Raw genomic sequence first — 21,580 nt, forward strand, 5'->3', positions numbered from 1 at the left:
GAAATAGCTATAATTTTTTAATATAAATACTTATGTCTGAAGGAGAAAAGTTAATTCCTATTAACATTGAGGACGAAATGAAATCAGCTTACATCGATTATTCGATGTCTGTAATTGTATCGAGAGCGCTTCCTGATGTTAGAGATGGCTTGAAACCAGTACACCGAAGAGTTTTATTCGGGATGTATGAATTAGGAGTATTATCCAATAGAGCGCATAAAAAATCAGCGAGAATTGTAGGGGAGGTTCTTGGTAAGTACCACCCGCACGGAGATAGTTCCGTATATGATGCCATGGTTCGTATGGCGCAGGAGTGGAGTTTGCGTTATTTGATGGTGGACGGTCAGGGTAACTTCGGTTCCGTAGATGGTGACAGTCCGGCAGCAATGCGTTATACTGAGGCCAGAATGAAAAAGTTCTCCGAAGAAATGCTTGCTGATATCGATAAAGAAACTGTAGATTTCCAGCTAAACTTCGACGATACGTTAGAAGAACCAAAGGTAATGCCGACAAAAGTTCCGAACCTATTGGTGAACGGTGCTTCGGGAATTGCCGTAGGTATGGCTACCAATATGGCGCCGCACAATTTGACGGAAGTAATTGACGGTACTTTAGCTTATATCGACAATACCGATATTGAGATCGATGAACTGATCACGCACGTTAAAGCACCGGATTTCCCGACAGGAGGAATTATCTATGGTATGGACGGTGTTCGTGAAGCTTTCAAAACCGGTCGCGGACGTGTTGTAATGCGTGCGAAGGTAGGATTTGAAGAAGTTGATGGACGTGAATCGATTATCGTAACGGAAATTCCGTATCAGGTTAATAAAGCTGCCATGATCAAGCATACAGCTGATTTGGTAAACGAAAAGAAAATTGAAGGTATTTCAACCATTCGTGATGAATCCGACAGAAACGGTATGCGTATCGTTTACGTGTTAAAGCGTGAAGCGGTTCCGAATGTAGTTTTGAATACCTTATATAAGTATACACAATTGCAGTCGTCTTTCAGTGTGAACAATATCGCATTGGTAAACGGACGTCCGCAAATGCTGAATCTGAAAGATCTTATTCACTATTTCGTGGAGCACCGTCATGATGTGGTAACACGTCGTGCACAGTTTGATTTACGTAAAGCGGAAGAAAGAGCACATATTTTAGAAGGTTTGATCATTGCGTCCGATAATATCGACGAAGTAATTCAATTAATCAGAGCTTCTAAAGACGGAGACGAGGCCAGAACTAAATTAATCGAACGTTTCAAATTGTCTGAAATCCAGGCGCGTGCGATCGTTGAGATGCGTTTACGTCAGTTAACAGGTCTTGAGCAGGACAAATTGCGTGCAGAGTATGACGAAATCATGAAATTGATTGCTTATTTGAAAGAATTATTAGCAAGCAAAGAAATGAGAATGCAGTTAATCAAAGACGAATTAAACGAAATCAGAGATAAATACGGAGATGCCCGTCGTTCGCAAATTGAATATTCGGGTGGTGATGTTAGTATTGAAGATTTAATTGCCGATGAGCAGGTGGTGGTTACCATTTCTCACGCAGGTTATATCAAACGTACACCGCTTTCAGAATACAAAACACAGAACAGAGGTGGTGTCGGACAAAAATCGGCCGGAACCCGTGATCAGGATTTCCTGGAGCATATGTACGGAGCTACAAACCACCAATACATGTTGTTCTTCACGCAAAAAGGAAAATGTTTCTGGATGCGTGTATATGAAATTCCGGAAGGAAGCAAAACAAGTAAAGGACGTGCGATTCAGAATCTTATCAACATCGAAAACGATGATAAAGTAAAAGCGTTTATCTGTACCCAAGACCTGAAAGATCTGGATTACATCAACAACCATTATGTGATCATGGTGACCAAACAGGGTCAGGTGAAGAAAACGTCTTTGGAGCAGTATTCAAGACCTCGTGTTAACGGAGTTGCCGCAATTACCATCAAAGAAGATGATGAATTGTTAGAAGCAAAATTAACAACCGGAAACAGTCAGGTGTTGATTGCTGTTAAATCAGGTAAGTTAGTACGTTTCGAGGAAGAGAAAACCCGTCCTATGGGAAGAACAGCCTCAGGTGTTCGTGGTGTAACTTTAGCTGATGATAATGATGAAGTAATCGGAATGGTTTCGATCGACAGAGATCATGTCAATGACTCACAGATTTTAGTGGTTACTGAAAACGGTTATGGTAAACGTACGAAACTGGTAGACGATGACGGGGAAGATGTTTACCGTATTACTAACCGAGGAGGTAAAGGAGTTAAGACTTTAAACATTACCGAAAAAACAGGTTCACTTATTGCTATTAACAACGTGACGGATGACGACGATTTGATGATCATCAACAAATCCGGATTGACCATTCGTCTTAAAGTTTCAGATTTACGTGTTATGGGACGTGCAACGCAAGGGGTTCGTTTGATCAATATCAAAGGAAAAGACGGTATTGCAGCAGTTTGTAAGGTAATGCGTGAAGAAGAAGAGGAAGAAACAGAAGGTGTTGAGGAATTTGTTGGAGAAATCGATGATGTTTCAACTTCTTCAGAAGAAACTGAGTCTCAAGAATAACCAAAACAAATCTATACATGAAAGTTAAATATGTTTTATTGGCATCTTCATTGATGCTGTCGGCGGCTTCTTTCGCACAGAAAGATGAGTTAAAGACTTTGAAAAAACTGTACGCTAAAGATCAGTTAACAACAGAGGATATTTCCAGCTATAAGGCGAATGTATATAAAGTAACGGCGATGTCCGGTCTGGAAGAAGCAGATCTTATATACGTTAATTTCTACAACGCTATGTTGCCGATTTTGGAGCTTAATGCTGCAATGATGAAGAATCCAAACGATATTCAGGCATTGACAAAGCACCTTTCTGCTTCGAATATCAATACGTTGGCAAAAGGATTAAATGATGTGTTGGAGTTTGAAAAAAAAACCGGTAAGCAAATTTACACGGCCGATATTAAAGAAACCATAGGAAGTTTCAAGCCGACGATGATTCAATACGGATTTGGTTTAAATCAGGCAGGAAAGTTAAAAGAAGCAGCACAGGTATTTGCTGCTATTTACAATCTTGATAAGTCGGATGCATCGAACTTGTACAATGCTTCTATTCTAGCGGTTCAGGCTGAAGATTATGATAATGCTCTTAAGTATTATGAGGAATTAAAAAGAATCAATTATACGGGAGAAGGAACAGTTTATTATGCTGTCAATAAAGCTAATTCACAAGAAGAGCCTTTTGCTTCGGCTGATGAGAGAAAAAAGGCGATCAGCATGGGGGCTTATGAAAAGCCAAGAGATGAGAAAATCCCATCTAAAAGAGGTGAGATCTATAAGAACTATGCTTCAATCTTGTTGAGTAAGGGAAGAGCTGAAGAGGCTAAAAAAGCTATTGCGGAGGCAAGAGCTCATAATCCTGAGGATACCGATTTGATTTTAGCTGAAGCAAATCTTTATTACGAAGCTAAAGATATGGTAACCTACAAAAAGCTTATTAACGAGGTTATTGCCAAAAAGCCAAATGATGCTGATTTATATTTCAACTTAGGTGTTGTGAGTACCAATACAGGTGAGATAGAAGAGGCTAAGAAATACTATGAGAAAGCCATCGCTTTAAATCCGAAGTATTTTAACGCGTACAATAACTTAGGAGCGCTGCATTTAGCGGGAGATGATAAAATCGTTAAAGAGATGAACTCTTTAGGAATGACTCCGAAGGAAAGCAAACGCTATGACGAGTTAAAAGCGAAAAGACAGAAAATGTTTTCTAGTGCAATTCCTTATTTTGAAAAAGCGCTTGAGCTAGAGCCGGCAAATGAAGGAGTTAAATCTATCCTTTTAAATTGTTATCAGGTTTTAGAAATGGATGCAAAATATAAAGCATTAAAAGCGAAAAAATAATTTTGAAAGCCCTCATCTCTGAGGGCTTTTTTTATTTCATCGATGTTTTCTTTTGCTTAAATTTAACTAACATTAACGTTTTTCCCTATAATTTTAAGATTGGAATAGTTTTTGATTCCTTATTTTTGAATTACTAAAAAACAGGAACGTGAAATTTTTATGCTTTTTGACAACACTCATGCTAGTGTCGCTGAATGGATTAGCGCAACCGGATAACGGTAAGAGAACCGTTGTGATTCCGCGTCTTAAAGATCCGGAAGTGGCGGTCAATCCATTGCCGGCAAAAGCAGATACGCCACGTTTTCAGCCGATGGATTTCAGCGATTCTGTTCTGGATAAAGATAAACCGCTGACCTTTCCTAAAGAAGGATTATCAACTGCACAAATAGGGCAGACAACGGAGAAAAAACCGGAACAGTTTATCAGCCCGTACGATATCCCGAAAAATGCCGTTCCGAAACAACCCGGCGATGAGAATACGAAGATCTTCCGTCGTAATCAGTCTTTCGGAGAATTTAAGACGAAATCCAATTCCATAAAACTATTATGTCGTGACCATATGGCTATAGATGGTGATATTGTTAAAGTATACATTAACAGTATGGTTGTCGCCGCCCGTGTAGAACTTACGCAGGGCTACAGAACCATTGAAATCGGACTTACGCCTGGCTTCAATAAAGTCGAATTTGAAGCATTAAATCAGGGTACATCCGGTCCCAACACAGCAGAATTTTTCGTCTTTGATGATAAAGGAACACTTATAACGAGTGCGCAGTGGGATTTGGCTACCGGTTTTAAAGGATCCGTCATGATAATTAAAGAGAATTAAATCCTTTGAACTCCAAATTTTATTTTGAGTTTTTTTACGATCTTTTCTGATTTATCCTTTCGGAAAAAAATATACATCTTACTCTTTTATCACCAGATTGTACTTTGTGAGCAATCCTCTGATGCCTTCTGAAGAGAAAATAGCTTTCTTTACCTTTGTCTTTTCGGGATCGATAGTGAAATCGTAACTGGAATAGAAATCCGTTTTTTCACAATTCGCGTCCGTGAAAACAGCTAAACGAAGATTGCAATTGTCGAATAAGGCTTCACTTAAATCGGTTTTCATAAAATCCGTACTTACCATGCTGCAATTGGTAAAACTGATTTTTTTGAGTTTTAAGGCATAAAATTGGGAATAGTCGAGCAGACAGTTGTTGAAATGAAATTCGTGCAAAATCTGGTCTGTCATGGCGAAATTCACCGAAGTGAAATCGCAGTCGTTAAAAATGGCATTGCGCATTCCTATGTGACCCACTTGCGCTTCCTTAAAATTACAATGATAAAAAGTACAGTCGATGAAAACAGTTCCTAAGAAATTGCATAGGGTGAAATCACAGTGGTTAAAAGTGCAGTTCTCAAATTCCTTGAATTTGATTTCGTATTCTGCGAAAATGTTATTCTTGTATTCTTTATCGTAAATAAAATCAGCCGTCATTGCAATGGGTTTGAATGCAAATATAGTTTATTATTCGGCGGCGATAATCTTTAATTTTTCAATATTCATCGGTTTGCTTAGAAAATCTTTTACGCACGGATAGCCTTTAGCTTTCATTTTGTCCTCGAAAGCAATGGAAGAACTTGCAATATAAATTGTTGCTTCTTTATCAAAAGATTTTTCAATTTGGAGTAACTGATTCAGAAAATCCCAACCGTCCATTTCAGGCATTTCAATATCAAGGAGTATGATATCCGGAATATCTCCCGTGGTTTCAAAGTAAGCCAATGCTTCGCTACCATTGACAAAAGATTTACTGTCGTTGAACAGCGACGTCTTTTCAATCAGTTTTTTTGTTACCAGTTGATAGATCGGATCGTCATCAATTATGTAAATACGCTTTTGAACCATTATCTGAAATAAATTTTAAAAGTTGTTCCTTCGTTTAATTTGCTTTCCACTTCAATCTTACCTTTCATGGCATCGATTTGGTTTTTTGTGATGAAAAGACCGATACCGCGCGATTCCGGATTATTGGTAAATGTTTTATACATTCCGAAAAGCTTGTCTCTGTTTCTCTCTAAATCAATTCCTATGCCATTATCTTTTATTTCCAGGACTTTATAGTTTTTTTCGAAATAGAAATTCAATTCTATTTTCGGGTTTCGGTCCGGATGTTTGTATCGGATAGCATTTGAAATAAAGTTTAACAGTATGCTTTCCAAGTAGGCCGGATTAAAATTAACGGTTGCATCATAAGGAATATTGTTTACGATTTCAGCTTCATTTTTAACAATCTGATTTCGTAACACTTCCATGGTTTTTTTTAGGAACCTGTTTAGGTTTAATTCCTCGATTACTGGAGTGATATCCGTTTGTATGGACACGACTTCATTAAGATTGTCCATGGTTTCGTTCAGTGTTTCGGAAACCGATTTCAGCAAGACCAATAATTCCTTTTTTTCATCCTCATCTTCGCTCATTTCGATTAGGTTGATAAGCGACTGGATGTTGCTGGTATGCGAACGTAAATTATGGGAAACAATATGCGAGAAATTCAGCAGTCGCTTATTTTGTTCCGTAACCAGGGTAAGTGAATTGTTAAGGTCGATTTCAAATTGCTTGGATTTTGTAATATCGATCAGGATCCCTCGAAACTTAATGGAATCTTCACTTTCGTGATAAATACTGACGATATCGCGGACCCAGAGCGTATTTCCGTTTTTGGCGATCATACGGTATTCGCTGTCAAAAGGGATTCGTTTTTTGGCGCATTCCGTACTTCTGTCGACTACCCATTTACGGTCTTCCGGATGGATAATTTTTCTCCAGAAATACTCATCGGACGTCCATTCTTCAGGAGTATAGCCCAATATGTCTATTGATTTTTTGCTGACAAAAGTTACACCGGGTTCAACGGAATTACCTTCCCATACGACCCCGTCAATACTGTCCATAAGATCTTTGATCTTTTTCTGTGATTCGAGGATTAGTTTTTCGGATTCTTTTCTCTGATTGATATTTTCTACAATGGTGATGTGGTTGCTCGGTTTTTCATTTTTTTCCCAAAGCGGCGATACGGTAATATTGACCCAATTGATTCCTCCGTTTTTGTCAAAATACCTTTTTTCCATTGAATATTGATTGATTTCGCCATTTCTTAAGCGTTCCATGTTCGCTAAATCGGCTTCCAGGTCGTCGGGATGCGTAATCATCATAAAATTCATACTCTTGATTTCATGCTGATTGTAACCGATGAGTTCACAGAATTTCTCATTTGCATCAATGAACGAACCGTCAATAGAGTTGTTATGCGAGATACCTAAACCGGCGTGGTCAAAAATCGATTTGAAAAGGGATTGGCTTCGGGTTAATTTCAAAGTTTGTAACTTCACTAATTTTTGTAACTCGGATGGCTTTTTTAATAATGTGGTTACAAAAAGTCCGCAAAGAAAGCTCAGCAGAAAAGAAATAAAAACCACGGGCATAAAGCTCCAGAAAAGAACCGACTCATTTTTCGGAATGATATACAAATTCCAATCACCCTCAGGAATTTTGACTTTCTGATACTGTTTTTTTGAGAAATCAGATTTATCTTCAAGAAAAAATTCCTCTTTGTTCGTTGTCGGATTAAATTTTGAAAGCTGGAAGTAATATTTATCGCTTTTAAATGATCCTATTCCTGTTGATTTTATGAAAGTGTCGAATTTAAAAATCACAGCTGAAAATCCCCAGAATCTTCCTTTTTTGTACACGGGTAAACGTCCGATTACACCCAAACCGCCTTGCTTTAATTCTATCGGACCGGAAAAATAAATAGCTTTGGTGGCAATAGCCCTTAGTGCTGCTTTTCTGTGCAACGGATGGTGCAGGATGTCAAAATTGGTTGCTGCTTCGTTTCCTTTTAGCGGATACGTGTATTTAATGATGCCTTTAGGGACAAGTTGTACCGCATCAAGTGATTTGTAAGTAGCAATCAGTTTTTTTGCGATTTCCTCGAAATTTTTCGGGTTTCCCGAATCGTCAATGGTAAGCGCTAAAGAGATTGTGGCGCCGTAACTGTTTTTTAAAGTCTGTTCAACATTTTGTTTGACCACATTTAAAATGTAGGTCATGCTGTGCTGTTCGTTTTCCCTTATGACCTCATAACGGAAGTAAATTGTCAGGTTTAAAATAGAAAATAGCAGGAGAAATACAAGTGTTCCCGAAAGTCTTGGGTGAAGTACGAACCAATTGTCTAAAGCACTTATTTTCTTTTTAAGACTCACTCACAATCCTTTTAGAATATAAATATAACTAAATTTCAGATAATTATTATTACATTAGAACTTTAAATGAGGTAGATAGGGAGGGAAATAAAAAAGCCCACCAGTGGTGAGCTTTTGTGACCTCGACAGGATTCAAACCTGTAACCTTCTGAGCCGTAATCAGATGCGCTATTCAGTTGCGCCACGAGGCCTTGTTTTAACGAGTGCAAATATAGGCATTATTGTATAACTTGCAAATGAAATTTGATATAAATTTTAAAAAAAAATGGCTTTGAAAGACTACATCCGTGATATTCAGGATTTTCCAAAAGAGGGAATTGTTTTTAAAGATATAACCCCGCTATTGTCCAGTCCTGAGGGCACAAATGAGTGTTTGTCTTTGTTAATCAATAGTTTAAATGATAAAAATATTGATAAAGTAGTAGGGGTAGAAAGTAGAGGATTTTTCTTTGCCACGCTCTTGGCACATGAATTAAATGTGGGCTTTGTACCGGTACGTAAACCTAAAAAATTGCCGTTTTCGACTATTTCAGCAACCTATCAACTGGAATATGGGACTGACACTTTGGAAATTCACACAGACGCTATAAAAAAAGGCGACCGAATTTTGATTCACGATGACGTTCTCGCATCGGGCGGAACTGCAAAAGCCGTTTGCGAATTGGTAGAGAAACTTGGAGGAGAGGTAGTTCAGTGTAATTTTTTGATGGAACTGACTTTTCTAAACGGAAGAACAAAAATACCAGGTAAAGAGGTCTTTGCGGCAATAACGTATTAGTCCCTGTTTGAACGCAAAACTAATCCAATGCTCTGATGGTAACAAAGTAACGATAGGCAATGAGTGCTTTCTGCCACTTTTTCGCTTTTGCTAAATCAAGTCGCTGTTTAGTAAAACTCGGTAAAATCAATTTGTTTATTTGAGCTAACACTTTGTACATAAATTCTTTATTTGCGCAAAGGTATAAAAAAGACTCAGGTCAAGATCATATTTTGCGTCTTGACCGCTTTGATTTAAATTATAAGTTTTGTTCTTCTTCGAAGTTGTAAAAATTCCGGTAAGAATTATAAATTATCCTTTAATTCACCTCTTTCTCCTTCAATCCATCTTTGAAGCATTACTCTTTCGGAAGGAGCCTGGTGCGTTCCTCCGGCTAAGATATCCAGAAACGTGTCCCAAAGATTTTTTTCCTGACGGAATTCCTTTTTAAATTCTTCAAAAGTTTTCAAATAATCTTCCTCATATTTTTCTGCCTCTTCAAAGCTGTAATTTTCAGGTATGTGAGCCATCAGAATTTCAGTAAGCTTATGTATTTCGGCAGGTTCATATTTTTCCATCATTTGAAGTTCTATTTCACAAGCTTTCGCATGCGATACAATCAATGGTAAGATAGTGTCTTCAAAATTACATATGTCTTTTTTCCAATGCACATGTTCGCTTACCGGAAGTATCTCGAATCCCCGATCTTCCAACTTTTTACTGATTTTTTTCAAATTTGTCAGATGCCAATGGAACTCTTTCCATAACGCGGATGAATCGGATCGGTCATGTTTTTTAACTTTTTCCTTCGCCGCGCTAAGTACTTCATTTATCGCATCCAAAGAACTATTCATTTCCTGTAAACCGTTTTTCCACTCTTCCTGTAATTTAGAGGAACTGTGCGTTTCAATGATTGCCAAAGCATTTTTGTTCAATTCTTCAAGGTTCTTTTCTATCTGAAGCATCTGAGCCTGATGTTTTTCCAAAGCGCTGTTAAAATTTCTTATTGACAGTAGGGCTCTGAGTTCAGAGTGATAGGGTTCATTTTTCATGATTCCTCTGTTTTTTAGTGTTTATTAACTGATCTTCTTTGTACTATCAAATTTACGCAGAAAAAGCGACTTAAATATCCAGAATCTTGTATTATTAGCAAATCTGAAGTAAAAATTAAGAGGTCTTAAAATATTGTTTTTTAGTGTATTAAATGCTTTTTTTGAAATCTCATGTAACCCTGGCGCTGTCTTTTTGAAGAAAACGTCAGCAATAGAAAACATGAACGAAAATCACCAAAATTGGTGAGAGCAGTATTGCAAGGAAATGACTATGTTTGACTAATTATAAACCGATAGTATTTATTTGTTCCTTTCTTTTTCAATTATTTGAAATTTAAAGAAGTGTATCTATGAAAAAAATCTTTTTCCTCATTTTAATTTTTACCGCCTGTAGTAAAAAGCAAACTGGCCAAGAGCAAAGTGAAATTGTTTCAAATATAAAACCTCTGAGTTCCAAAACGGAAGAGAAAGTAAAGACGGAAGACACTATTTCTTACGACTTGCAAAAAGCCGAAGTAATGAACGAAAGAGACATTCTGTTTAATGGAAAACTAAGCCGCTATTTTGATATAAAAGAATTTGAAATTGTTTTTGGCAAGCCTGACAGTTTGGTTCTGATGTCGAAAGAAGAACCCTGTAATTATGAATTTGAAAATGAGGATGGTAGTAAAGATATGGATGACAAATACATTTACAAAGACGGTTCAAGATTTGAAAATTCAAAAGATAAGGTGGCAGTGGATGAATTTAGATTTACGGATAAAAACTTTATTCGCTATAAAGGCATCATAATGAATGCTAACACAACAAAAAATGATTTAAAAAAGTACTTTCCTTATGCAATAAAAAATATTGGGATATTGGATGTTTATCATGAAGGAACATTAGAAGTGATGATGTTAAGAGAAGATGCAAACTATTCGGAAGGTCATATTAAGATTTTTTTCAAAAATGACCGACTTTATTTTATGCATTGGTGGTTTCCTTGTTAAAACTTGGACTACAGGACAGAAACAATCCTAAGACAACATTTCAACTAAACAAATATGAAAGTACATCTACAATTGATTTTGAGCGTATCCATCTTATTTATGGGGTGCGATGGTTCAAACAAAGATAAAGCCAACCAAGAAAGTAAGTCCACGGACAGTACTGTCGTTACGATTCAGGACACAATGGCTGCGGTAAAAGAAACTGTTTCTGAGAAATTCAGGGATAATATAACAACAGAATTTTGTCGCGGGGTACTTAGTATTTTGGAGGACAGAAAGGGCAACTACTGGTTTGGTTCTCAAAATTCAGGTGCTTATTGTTATGATGGAAAAACATTGGTTCGATTTACCACAAAGGACGGTTTGTTTAACGACCAGGTTCAGGATATTCAAGAAGATGAAATAGGAAACATTTGGTTTACCACAGGCGGTTATGGCGTGAGTTGTTTTGACGGAAAAAAGATTATGACCTTACAGAATGAGCAGAACACAAAATTCGATGGCAATTCCTATATAGGCTGGAAAGTAGAACCGGGCGATTTGTGGTTTAATGCCGGGTCCGGAGCGTATCGTTTTAAAAGCAATTCCTTTTCTTATTTACCTTTTCCAAAACCTAATACAGATGCTAATTACTCACCTGGTCCGGCCAGTCAAGTTGGTCCTTACAGTATTTATTCTGTTTTGAAAGACCGAAAAGGAAACTTGTGGTTTGGAACACAGGCAAGAGGGGTTGGCCGTTATGACGGAAATTCGTTCACTTGGTTAAAAGATAAAGGCCTGGCGGGTCCGGCTGTCCTTTCCGTTTTTGAAGATCGGTTTGGAAAACTTTGGTTTGGAACAAATGGCGGCGGATTGTTCTGCTTTGACGGACAGTCTTTAATCAATTTTACTGAAGCCAACGGTTTAGGCAATGCAGCGTTTCAAAAATCAGGGAAACAAGGTCCGGGCACTTTGGCACGGGTCTGGGCAATAAATGAAGACAGCAGCGGAAACCTTTGGTTAGGTACCGGAGAAGGGGAGGCATGGCGCTATGACGGCCGAAAGTTAACTAAGTTTACTTCGTCGAATGGTTTGTCAAATTCTCCTATTGAAACCATTTACAAAGACAGAAAAGGGGAGCTTTGGTTCGGAACAAACGGGGATGGTTTATATAAGTTCAACGGACAGTCATTTGAAAAATTTCAGTTTCCGGTTGAAGCGGTGAGCAAAAAAACTAGCGGCCAAAAATAATGCGATGCGGTTTTCCATCACAATTTTTGCGTAACTTTAAGTGATGAACAGAACTTTAAAACCGCACGCTCATGAACACACAACAAAACTCCGTCTGGGAAGAAACCGATAACAAATTATACCGAAAATTTCTTTTCAAAGATTTTTCAGAAGCCTTTGGTTTTATGACGAGAGTAGCATAAATAGCTCAGCAACTAGACCATCATCCAACTTGGACAAACACCTGGAATAAGCTAGAAATCTGGCTTTGTACGCACTCCGCAGGAAATGTAGTTACCGATAAGGACCGTGAATTGGCTTCTAAAATTGATCTTCTGTTGTAAATCAATTTAAACTATTATTACACCGTTTTTCTGTAATTCAAAATAGCCCAGAGATTAAAAAACACGGCAAAACAGATGAGTGCAAATAACTGAGTTCCAAGGTCGTAAAAACCGCTGCCTTTCAGGTATACCATCCGCATTACCTGCATGAAATATTTCAACGGGTTAAAAATTGTTATGATTTGTGCCCATTGTGGCATGCTTTGCACCGGAGTGAATAAGCCGCTCATCAATATCAGTATCAGCATAAAGAAGTACATTACAAACATAGCCTGTTGCATGGTATTGGAGTAGTTTGATATTACCAGCCCAAGTCCGGAGACACCTAAAATATATATGGCTGCAAAAACATAAATGGTCGCCAGATTTCCGGCAGGTGACAAACCATACACTATATAAGCTATAGCAAAAGCAATCGTAATTACTATGAAACCGATAATCCAGTAAGGAATCAGTTTTGACAAAATGAAAGTAAATTTGGGAATGGGGGTCACGTTAATCTGTTCCATCGTTCCGGCTTCTTTTTCACTCACGATATTAAGTGCGGGCAGGAATCCGCAGAGCATTGTCAAAAGCATTACCATCAGCGCCGGCACCATGAATACCTTATAACTAAGATGCGTATTGAATCGATTTTGGTAAACCATCTCCATCATCGGAAATTTTGTTTCTGCTGAAGTCTGAATCCATTTTTCGCGTATTTCAGAAGAGAAATCGGTAATAATGCCCGAAAGGTAAGCACAACCCAATCCGCCTTTAGTACCATTGACAGAATTTGCAGAAATCAGAAGACGAACTGCCTGTTCACGCACTAGATTTTTTTCAAAACTGGATGGAATTTCTAAAATGATATCCGCTTTGTCCTTTTCAATATAATGAAGCGCTTTTTTTGGATCAGAAGCTAATGACGTCAACTTAAAATATCCGGAAGAAGCAATCTTTTGTATTAGTTGATTTGAATAACTGCTGTGGTCATTATCCAGAATGCACAGATTTATGTTTTTAATTTCAAAATTGGCAGCCAACGGAAATATCAGTAACACCATTACAGGGAATAGCAGGATCATTCGAGGTAAAAATGAATTTCGAATAATTTGTTTAAACTCCTTTTCTAGTAAAAACCGTATCATAACTACTCCAGACGAATTTTGAAATTTTTTAAACTTACGGTCAGAATCACTACAGCCATCAATCCGAGTATCAGTAGCTCTTTATAGATCGATGAAACGTCAGATCCTTTAATCATAATATTTTTCACAGCGATGATATACCATTTCGCCGGGATTAGATTCGATAACCATTGCAGCGGTAAAGGCATGTTTTCAACGGGGAAAATCATACCCGATAATAACATAATAGGCATCATGAAAATCATCCCCGAAACCAACATGGCGGCCATTTGCGTCTCTGTGACTGTTGAAACCAACAGGCCTAAAGAAAGCGCCACAAAAATGAAAAGCATGGAAACAACCAAAAGCCAAAACAGGCTGCCGGCGACGGGAACATCCAAAACAAAAACAGCCAATAGCAGTACGGTTGACAAATTAATACACGACAATAGAAAATAGGGAACCATTTTAGCAAGAATGATGTAAATCGGCTTCAGTGGGGAAACAAGCAATACTTCCATAGTACCCATTTCCTTTTCCCGAACTATGGCAATGGAAGTCATCATAGCACAGATCAACATCAGAATCAATCCTAAAACGCCTGGAACAAAATTGTAGGCCCCTTTCATCTGCGGGTTGTACAGCATTTTTACTTCCGGTAAGATCTGGAAAGGGATTTTCATTCTTTGTATCAAATCCTGCTGGGAATCCATGATAATGGCTCCGGCGTAATTGGTTAAAGTGTTGGCTGTATTTGGATCGGTAGCATCGGCAATCAATTGCAGCTGAGCTTTGCCTGAATGCATTAAATTTTGATCGAAATTTTCATCAAAAACTAATACAAGGCCGATTTTACTTTTACGGAATTCATGCTCGATTTCAGAAGGACTATCAAGATACTGGATAACATCAAAATACTTGCTGGAATTGATGCGATCAATTATTGTCCTTGACATTATACTTTTTGACGGATCATAAACCGCGACCTGAGAATTTTTCACTTCGGTGGTAACAGCAAATCCGAAAAGGCACATTTGGATGACAGGCATCGCCAAAAGGAGCATCATTGTTCGCAGGTCGCGGAAAATATGCAGGAATTCCTTTTTTACAAATGAGCCAAACTGTTGCATTTTAATCTGATTTTCGGTTTGCTTTTCTTGCCAGCTGCTGAAATACTTCATCCATATTGGTGGCTTGGTACTTCTGTTTTAGATTTTTGGGCGTATCCAATGCTTCGATTCGGCCGTCAACCATAATCGAAACACGATTGCAATATTCCGCTTCATCCATATAATGAGTTGTTACGAAAACCGTAATTCCCCGTGAAGAAGCTTCGTAAATCAGTTCCCAAAATTGCCTGCGTGTAAACGGATCGACACCACCTGTTGGTTCATCCAGAAACACAATTTTCGGATTATGGAAGATCGAAACAGAGAAAGCCAGTTTCTGTTTCCATCCAAGCGGAAGGTCTTTAACCAATGTATTTCGCTCTCTCTCAAAGTTTAGTTTATCCAAAAGTTCGTTCGTCTTTGCGCTTATTTCATTTTTCTCCATTCCGTAAATTCCGGCGAAGAGCTTTATGTTTTCCCATACTTTGAGATCATTGTAGAGCGAGAACTTCTGACTCATATAACCGATATTCTTTTTAATTTCTTCAGGATCTTTACGGATATCAAAACCCGCAACATTCCCTTGGCCATCTGAAGGAATGCTCAAACCGCATAACATACGTATGGCGGTAGTTTTTCCGGCTCCGTTGGCACCAAGAAAGCCAAAGATTTCCCCTTGATCGACGTCAAAAGTAATTTGGTCCACCGCAGTGAAATGACCAAAACGTTTTACCAGATTAGTAACCTCTATAGCTTTCATTTGTGTTTCCTGATTTGGTTTTTCTGATGTCTAAATTCATGTAACAATCCTCAATGCTTGGCTGGGTTTGTTGTATATGGATTTCTTTATGTCCTTTTTCAAGCAGAAAAGTATTGAGCGCTTCTTTTGAAAATTCTTCTGAATCGAAAGTAACATGATGCGTATCACCGAAAGCAAAACAGGTCTTAACATCGGGATAGTGGCGTAGATCAATCAACAGTCGATACATATCGTTACTCTGAACCGACCAAAGTACTTTATCAAATTGAACTATCATATTTTTAGGTGTATCGATTTTTAATATTTTGCCTTCGGTAATTAAAGCTATTCGGTCGCAAAGAGTAGCTTCGTCCATATAGGGTGTGGAAACCAAAATGGTAATCCCTTGTGCCTTCAGATTTTTGAGCATGCCCCAAAATTCTTTTCGGGAAACCGGATCGACGCCGGTGGTGGGTTCATCTAGAAATAGAACCGACGGCTTATGGATCAACGCGCAGCACAAAGCCAGTTTTTGTTTCATTCCACCCGAAAGCGCTCCGGCTTTACGTGTTTTAAAAGGTTCTATCTGTTGGTAGATGTCTTTTATCAGTCCGTAATTTTCTTTAATAGTAGTTTTAAAAACGGTGGCAAAGAAAGTCAGGTTTTCTTCAACCGACAAATCCTGATAAAGTGAAAATCTTCCGGGCATATAACCAACGCGTTGCCTGATGGTTTTAAAATCTTGCACGACATCAAACCCATCTACTAAAGCATTTCCTGAATCCGGTTTTAAAAGCGTAGTTAATATTCGGAATAGGGTAGTTTTGCCTGCACCGTCCGGACCGATCAATCCAAATACTTCGCCTTTTTTTACCTGAAAAGACACGTCCAGTATAGCCATTATTTTTCCATTGCCATAGGATTTGGTTATGTGGTCAACCTGAATGGAAATAGTATCGGTTTTAGTGTCCATGAGATGATCGTTTAAAAAACTACTGTTCCGTACATGCCTATTTTCAAAAGTCCGTCGTTCTTAACGCTGATTTTTACCGCGTAAACCAGATTGGCCCTTTCATCTTCGGTTTGAATGGATTTCGGCGTAAACTCGGCTTTGCTGTTGATCCATTCCACAGTTCCGTCATAGGATTTTGATTTTCCTTCTTCAGCATCCACATTTATCTTGACCTTGTCACCAATTTTAATTTTGGCGAATTGCGAAGCGGTAATATAAGCTCTCAATTTGATGGAAGACAAATCAGCAATTTTGTATATCGGTTTTCCGACGGCAGCCATTTCGTAAACATTGGCATATTTGGTCAGTACCGTACCTGCAACCGGATTTATAATATTGCATTTTTTCAGTTGGTCTTCGAGTTGCTCCATCTGAATTTCAACCGTTCCGCTTTGTTCGTTGAGGTTAGTCGTTGTGGTTGTCAGTTGACTTCTTAAAGCATTAATTTTAGATTGGATAACGGCTATTTTAGAATTGGCATCATCCAGTTGTTTTTGGGAAGCAACGCCGCCTTTCACAAGATTTTCGATGCGGTTTTTGTCTTTAATTGCATTTTCGCGTTCTTTTTGCAACGCTTCAATCTGAATTTCAATATTGGGACGGCCTGATAAAATGACTTTCTTACCTTGTTTTAACTGCAGTTTTGATAAATACAATTGTGTACTGTCGATGTAGCCCACTTTCTGTCCAAGTTTCAATACGTCGCCTTCGTTGATGGTCAGCGCCAGGATTTTACCGTTAGCTTCTGAAGAAACAATGGTTTCCGTCGCCTCAAATGTTCCTGAAGCCTCATTAGCGCTTTCCTTATCGCCGCAGGAAGACAGGACGATGCAAAGCGCTGCAATGCTTATTTTGTAAAAATTGACATCCATTTCGTATCGTTATAATCAGTTACCACTAATTGTTTTATAATTGTATAGGCTCATGAGCAATTGGATTTTGTGCAACGCCTGATTTCCTATCGCTTCATTCTCTTTGTTCATGGCGGTTATAAGATCATTCATCGCACACATTCCATTTTCGTACATAAGCTGATAAGATTTTTTGATATTCCCTTTCAGTTTAATGATTTCTTCATCTTTGGTAATGATCGCTTTTTGTTTTTCGATTTCACTGTTGGTTTGTGTCAGCTGCAATTGATTGTTGAACAAAAAGGTTTCCTGTTGTGTTTTGATTTTCTCAATTTCGATTTTCTCAAGATTCTTATTGTTGTTGGTTTTATACAAACCCGACGTATTCCAGGACAAACTCAAACCCGCTAAAGCAAATCCGTTAAACTTTGACGGACCGAAATTCAAACCCGGTTCAATCAAAACGCCGGCGCCCAATAAACCAAGTTTTGGCATATTGGAAACTTTATTTAAAGAGGAACGGGATTCAATAAGTTTCTGCTGATTGGCGTACAGACTTAATTCCGGCCGATTATTGGAAAGCATTTCTGCAGACTCTAACGTAACAGGTTTTTCAGGTTTTACATTTTCCTCAAGTTTTTCCCCGATGAGGTAAGATAACATTTGCACATAACCATTACGGGTATAATCGAATTCAATTTTTTTTTGTTCCAAATTTAGCAACTCAGCTTTCACTTCATCAACATCGGAAGTATAAGCTAAACCGTTCTCTTTTGAGAGTTTGACTTTGTTCAGATTTAATCTCAAATCGTTTGATAAAAGCTCCAATTGCTTGGTTTGCTCGTCAATCACTAAAATTCCGAAAAAGAGCTGATTGACTCGTTCGCGGATAGAGTACAGGGAAACATCAACTGCCGATTTTTCGACTTCGGCACTTGTTTTTGCAATATCTTTTTGAGCACGGGTTGCGCCGCCGTCCCATAAGGTCTGATTGATTTGGCCGATTCCGATGAATTGCGCATTGTTCTGCTGGGAAGGAACCTGACCGGGTATTGAAAATTCAGGTAAACCATTGAAGATATAACCACCTATTGCCGTGATGCTTACCTGGGGGAGATAAGCTTTATTAGCATTTGAAATAGTAAACTCGGATGATTTGGCAATTAAGTCATATTGCTTAATTAACGGATAGTTGGCTTGGGCTTTTTGCTGGCAGCCATCAAGGGTTATTTGCCCGTTTGTGGTACAAAAAACAAAAAACAGAAACAATGCTAACCTACTTTTCATCCCGGTTTAAATTTGATTTCCATTTAAAATCCGCTGCTGCCATTAACGTATTCAATTCCAAATAAATAACTGATGCAATCTTTGGCCTTATGAAGTTAATGATTTTTTTTCTGATTACTGATTTTTCCTGCAAATAATCTTTTGATAATCAGTAAAATCGGTTGTTTGAAAATTAAATGCATCTTCGGAAATCAATATTTGTTTTCCGCGGGGATTATAATCCTCATAATGCTGTAAATAATCACAAAATTACCAAAACACGAGAGGGTAGGATTGGAATGAAATAGTTATGTTTGAGAATTGTAAACAGATTAAAAATAATAGCATATTAAATTAATTTCTATATGAGAAAAATACTCTTACTATCAGTGTTTCTAACGTCGTTGCATATGTTTTCCCAAGACAGTGAACTTGCTAAGGCTAAGGCCAGGGATGCAATCAATAAAATGGATGCAGGAAAATTAGACGAGAGTATCGAACTGCTGAAAGAGTGCGAGAAATTAGATAAAAAAGACTGTACGTATCCTTATGAGATTGCTATGGCCTATGCTCTTAAAAAGGAATACGAAACGGCAATCGAAATTTTGAATAAAACCAAAAAATATAAAAACGCCACAAGTAACATTTATCAGCTATCAGGAAACTGTTATAGTTATCTGGACAAACCGGAGCTGGCAATAAAAGAATACGAGGCAGGAATGAAAAAGTTTCCTTATGCAGGAAATCTTCATTTAGAAAAAGGAAATATATTTTTTGCTCAGAAAAAATATGACGAAGCGGTTATCAATTATGAAGAAGGAATCAAAGCCGATCCTTCTTTTTCTTCCAATTATTACAGACTCGCTGTTTTATATTTAAATTCAACCGACAAATTATCCGGACTGATGTATGGCGAGATCTTCATGAATCTGGAGCGAACAAGTAAGCGTACGGCTGAAATAAGCAAATTACTTTTTGATACGTATAAAGAATCCATTACATTTAACGGGGATGATGTAAAAATTGATTTCTGCCAAGTTGTGGTAGATGCCCGAAATCTTAAAAAGGATGAGTTTACAATGCCTTTCTGTGGTATTTTCGGAAAGCATTTCATCATGAGTATATGGGGCAAGAAGGAAATAAATTTGAATTCGCTTTCTGCAATCCGAGTTGAATTTATCAAGAACTACTTCAAAGAAGATTATAAAAAATATCCAAATGTTTTATTTGAATATCAAAAATTGATGCTTGATAAAGGAATGTTGGAAACCTATAACCGATATATACTGCAAGTCGGTGCGGAGGAGGAATTTTCGGAATGGCTTAAAAACAATAAAGAGAAATACGATGCATTTGCAGCATGGTTTACCGATGAAGACAATTACCTGAAAATAAATAATAAGAATATGTTTATTAGAGAATAGCGTTACATTAAATGAAAAAATTCGAACAAAAAGTAAACTACCTGGCAATTTACCAAATTTTTAGCGGTGTTTCGGGAATACTGTTTTTATTCCTGATGAACGTTGTCATGCATTCAGCCGTAATGATACTGATTCTTGCCTTAAATTTATTTTCGGTTTACTGTGGTTATTTATTATTAAAAAAGAGTTATTCAAAAGGATTTGCTTTTTCATTGTATAACCAGATTATACAAGTTGTAAGTTTTGGTATAGCCGGCTTCGCTTTTAAATGTCTATTGGGAATCCACGCTTCTTTTGGAATTGATATTACCGAAGATACCTTACTGATTTATAATTTCGGATTCAGTGCCTTCGAACTAAATTTAGGTTCTAATTCTCAGTTCTTTATTTCTGTGAATAGTATCGCGATCATCCTCCTGGGATTCATCTGGAAGCTGCAAAAATTCCATGAAAATTCTAAACAGAAAATCATTATATAAATTATTTCTGATCCGATAGCATGGATTTACTTCATAAATTAGGCAAATCCTTTGTTGGATTAGCCTTTTTGCGTGGATTTTTTTTAATTTTTTAAGTTCATTATGAACAATGGATACCTATAAAAATATTTTAGACAATAAGGAAGAACTATATCACTTAGCAATTGAATATTACAATAATATTGAGGAAGAGTGTAGAGAGGACGTAGTAAAAATAATTCCAAAATCTATAGCGATATTGCTAGACCATAGTTTTATTCCGACGCCTTGTCTTCAAATCGTAATTGAATTACAGCATGATGCGGAATTTAGAAAAACAAGTAAATATTATTTATATGTAGATGAACAGAAAGAGTTTAAAGATGAGTTTCTTATTGCAAACTGACAGCACAAAACACAATCTGATAATCTGCAGTCTTCCATCCGCTATCTCTCAACTCTTGACTGTCTCAATTAAATCAAAACTTACTTTGTCTGAAAGTCAGATTAATTCTCGGAAGTACTTCCCGCCTTGTTTTAGGAACCTGATGCTCCCAATAGCTGTTTGTGGATCCGGCTATCAATAAAAAAGAACCGTGATATAAAGGGATTTCTATTTGCGGCACATCTTTCAGGAATTTATGGCGTAACCGAAACATCCTCGTTTCCCCAAAAGTAACGGATGCGATAATCATGTCTTTGTTGATGCTGGAAGTTTTGTCGCTGTGCCATGATACACCATCGTTACCATTTCGGTACAGATTTAGCAGAACAGCATTGAAACTGATCAATGTTTCCTTTTCGACCTTTTCTTTTATGGTTAGCAATTCTGATGGCCAATTTAAATTCTCGTTATTATCTCCATACCATGAAACCATGCGTGGGGCTTTTACTGTTTTATCATACATGGGCATTTCATATTCGCGCCACACCGTGTTATTCATCAGCGTATTGTAATAATGGTCCGATTCTTCTTTGCTGAAAAAATTGTCTATTAACATTAAATCAGCATTGGGAGCATCAAATATTTTTTTACCCCGGGTACCGGATCCGAAAATTTCTGTGTCATTGAATAGTGTCAT

Annotated in this window: 20 protein-coding genes, 1 tRNA gene and 1 pseudogene; 10 read left to right on the plus strand and 12 right to left on the minus strand. The window is 37.6% G+C overall.

Annotated elements, in window-relative coordinates:
- The first annotated feature begins 32 nt into the window (after positions 1 to 32).
- The 3 genes from gyrA (at position 33) to AC3E9U_RS14125 (ending at position 4,754) form a co-directional block, all read left to right on the plus strand.
- The gene (gyrA, locus tag AC3E9U_RS14115) at positions 33 to 2,588 is read left to right on the plus strand and encodes a DNA gyrase subunit A (RefSeq protein ID WP_488747564.1); all 2,556 of its coding nucleotides are present in this window, start codon (positions 33 to 35) and stop codon (positions 2,586 to 2,588) included.
- 17 nt (positions 2,589 to 2,605) lie between these two features.
- The gene (locus tag AC3E9U_RS14120) at positions 2,606 to 3,925 is read left to right on the plus strand and encodes a tetratricopeptide repeat protein (RefSeq protein ID WP_488747565.1); all 1,320 of its coding nucleotides are present in this window, start codon (positions 2,606 to 2,608) and stop codon (positions 3,923 to 3,925) included.
- 166 nt (positions 3,926 to 4,091) lie between these two features.
- The gene (locus AC3E9U_RS14125) at positions 4,092 to 4,754 is read left to right on the plus strand and encodes a hypothetical protein (RefSeq protein WP_488747566.1); all 663 of its coding nucleotides are present in this window, start codon (positions 4,092 to 4,094) and stop codon (positions 4,752 to 4,754) included.
- A gap of 78 nt (positions 4,755 to 4,832) precedes the next feature.
- On the opposite strand, the gene AC3E9U_RS14130 is transcribed toward AC3E9U_RS14125, so the two are convergent.
- The 4 genes from AC3E9U_RS14130 to AC3E9U_RS14145 form a co-directional block, all read right to left on the minus strand.
- The gene (locus AC3E9U_RS14130; RefSeq protein WP_488747567.1) at positions 4,833 to 5,408 is read right to left on the minus strand and encodes a pentapeptide repeat-containing protein; all 576 of its coding nucleotides are present in this window, start codon (positions 5,406 to 5,408) and stop codon (positions 4,833 to 4,835) included.
- A 30-nt stretch (positions 5,409 to 5,438) separates the two neighbouring features.
- Positions 5,439 to 5,819: a response regulator gene (locus AC3E9U_RS14135; protein WP_488747568.1), complete on the minus strand. Its 381-nt coding sequence runs from the start codon at positions 5,817 to 5,819 to the stop codon at positions 5,439 to 5,441.
- Complete coding sequence (locus tag AC3E9U_RS14140) at positions 5,819 to 8,176, minus strand: PAS domain S-box protein (protein ID WP_488747569.1); 2,358 nt, start codon at positions 8,174 to 8,176, stop codon at positions 5,819 to 5,821. Before AC3E9U_RS14140 ends, AC3E9U_RS14135 begins: the two co-directional genes overlap by 1 nt.
- A gap of 117 nt (positions 8,177 to 8,293) precedes the next feature.
- Positions 8,294 to 8,367 (minus strand) — tRNA-Arg (locus AC3E9U_RS14145).
- 74 nt (positions 8,368 to 8,441) lie between these two features.
- On the opposite strand from AC3E9U_RS14145, the gene AC3E9U_RS14150 reads away from it, so the two are divergent.
- On the plus strand, positions 8,442 to 8,954 hold the full coding sequence (locus AC3E9U_RS14150; RefSeq protein WP_488747570.1) for an adenine phosphoribosyltransferase: 513 nt from the start codon (positions 8,442 to 8,444) through the stop codon (positions 8,952 to 8,954).
- Positions 8,955 to 9,238: 284 nt separating this feature from the next.
- Here the strand turns inward: AC3E9U_RS14150 and AC3E9U_RS14155 are convergent, their stop codons facing one another.
- Positions 9,239 to 9,985, minus strand: coding sequence for a hypothetical protein (locus tag AC3E9U_RS14155; RefSeq protein WP_488747571.1), 747 nt, complete (start codon positions 9,983 to 9,985; stop codon positions 9,239 to 9,241).
- A 350-nt stretch (positions 9,986 to 10,335) separates the two neighbouring features.
- Between AC3E9U_RS14155 and AC3E9U_RS14160 the strand changes: the two genes are divergently transcribed.
- From AC3E9U_RS14160 to AC3E9U_RS14170, 3 genes and pseudogenes are all read left to right on the plus strand, one after another.
- On the plus strand, positions 10,336 to 10,977 hold the full coding sequence (locus AC3E9U_RS14160) for a hypothetical protein (protein ID WP_488747572.1): 642 nt from the start codon (positions 10,336 to 10,338) through the stop codon (positions 10,975 to 10,977).
- Positions 10,978 to 11,031: 54 nt separating this feature from the next.
- Positions 11,032 to 12,207, plus strand: a complete 1,176-nt coding sequence (locus AC3E9U_RS14165; protein WP_488747573.1) for a ligand-binding sensor domain-containing protein — start codon at positions 11,032 to 11,034, stop codon at positions 12,205 to 12,207.
- A gap of 71 nt (positions 12,208 to 12,278) precedes the next feature.
- A pseudogene (locus AC3E9U_RS14170) lies at positions 12,279 to 12,530 on the plus strand (4a-hydroxytetrahydrobiopterin dehydratase).
- 17 nt (positions 12,531 to 12,547) lie between these two features.
- Here the strand turns inward: AC3E9U_RS14170 and AC3E9U_RS14175 are convergent.
- From AC3E9U_RS14175 to AC3E9U_RS14200, 6 genes are read right to left on the minus strand one after another with little or no spacing between them, the layout of a single operon-like run.
- Positions 12,548 to 13,660: an ABC transporter permease gene (locus AC3E9U_RS14175; RefSeq protein ID WP_488747574.1), complete on the minus strand. Its 1,113-nt coding sequence runs from the start codon at positions 13,658 to 13,660 to the stop codon at positions 12,548 to 12,550.
- A gap of 2 nt (positions 13,661 to 13,662) precedes the next feature.
- A complete protein-coding gene (locus AC3E9U_RS14180; protein ID WP_488747575.1) occupies positions 13,663 to 14,769 on the minus strand; it encodes an ABC transporter permease in 1,107 nt (368 codons plus the stop codon).
- Position 14,770: 1 nt separating this feature from the next.
- Positions 14,771 to 15,508, minus strand: a complete 738-nt coding sequence (locus AC3E9U_RS14185; protein ID WP_488747576.1) for an ABC transporter ATP-binding protein — start codon at positions 15,506 to 15,508, stop codon at positions 14,771 to 14,773.
- A complete protein-coding gene (locus tag AC3E9U_RS14190; protein WP_488747577.1) occupies positions 15,486 to 16,460 on the minus strand; it encodes an ABC transporter ATP-binding protein in 975 nt (324 codons plus the stop codon). The genes AC3E9U_RS14185 and AC3E9U_RS14190 overlap by 23 nt, the downstream gene beginning before the upstream one ends.
- An 11-nt stretch (positions 16,461 to 16,471) precedes the next feature.
- Entirely contained in the window at positions 16,472 to 17,371 is a 900-nt protein-coding gene (locus AC3E9U_RS14195; protein WP_488747578.1) for an HlyD family secretion protein, read from the minus strand.
- Between the two features lie 15 nt (positions 17,372 to 17,386).
- The gene (locus tag AC3E9U_RS14200) at positions 17,387 to 18,637 is read right to left on the minus strand and encodes a TolC family protein (RefSeq protein WP_488747579.1); all 1,251 of its coding nucleotides are present in this window, start codon (positions 18,635 to 18,637) and stop codon (positions 17,387 to 17,389) included.
- A gap of 344 nt (positions 18,638 to 18,981) precedes the next feature.
- Between AC3E9U_RS14200 and AC3E9U_RS14205 the strand changes: the two genes are divergently transcribed.
- The 3 genes from AC3E9U_RS14205 to AC3E9U_RS14215 all read left to right on the plus strand — a co-directional run bounded on the left by AC3E9U_RS14205 (position 18,982) and on the right by AC3E9U_RS14215 (position 20,904).
- Entirely contained in the window at positions 18,982 to 20,040 is a 1,059-nt protein-coding gene (locus tag AC3E9U_RS14205) for a tetratricopeptide repeat protein (protein WP_488747580.1), read from the plus strand.
- A gap of 11 nt (positions 20,041 to 20,051) precedes the next feature.
- Positions 20,052 to 20,519, plus strand: coding sequence for a hypothetical protein (locus AC3E9U_RS14210; protein WP_488747581.1), 468 nt, complete (start codon positions 20,052 to 20,054; stop codon positions 20,517 to 20,519).
- A 109-nt stretch (positions 20,520 to 20,628) separates the two neighbouring features.
- Positions 20,629 to 20,904, plus strand: coding sequence for a hypothetical protein (locus AC3E9U_RS14215; RefSeq protein WP_488747582.1), 276 nt, complete (start codon positions 20,629 to 20,631; stop codon positions 20,902 to 20,904).
- A 73-nt stretch (positions 20,905 to 20,977) separates the two neighbouring features.
- On the opposite strand, the gene AC3E9U_RS14220 is transcribed toward AC3E9U_RS14215, so the two are convergent.
- Positions 20,978 to 21,580: an alpha-ketoglutarate-dependent dioxygenase AlkB family protein gene (locus tag AC3E9U_RS14220; RefSeq protein WP_488747583.1), complete on the minus strand. Its 603-nt coding sequence runs from the start codon at positions 21,578 to 21,580 to the stop codon at positions 20,978 to 20,980.

This window comes from Flavobacterium sp. 21.1, assembly GCF_057801535.1.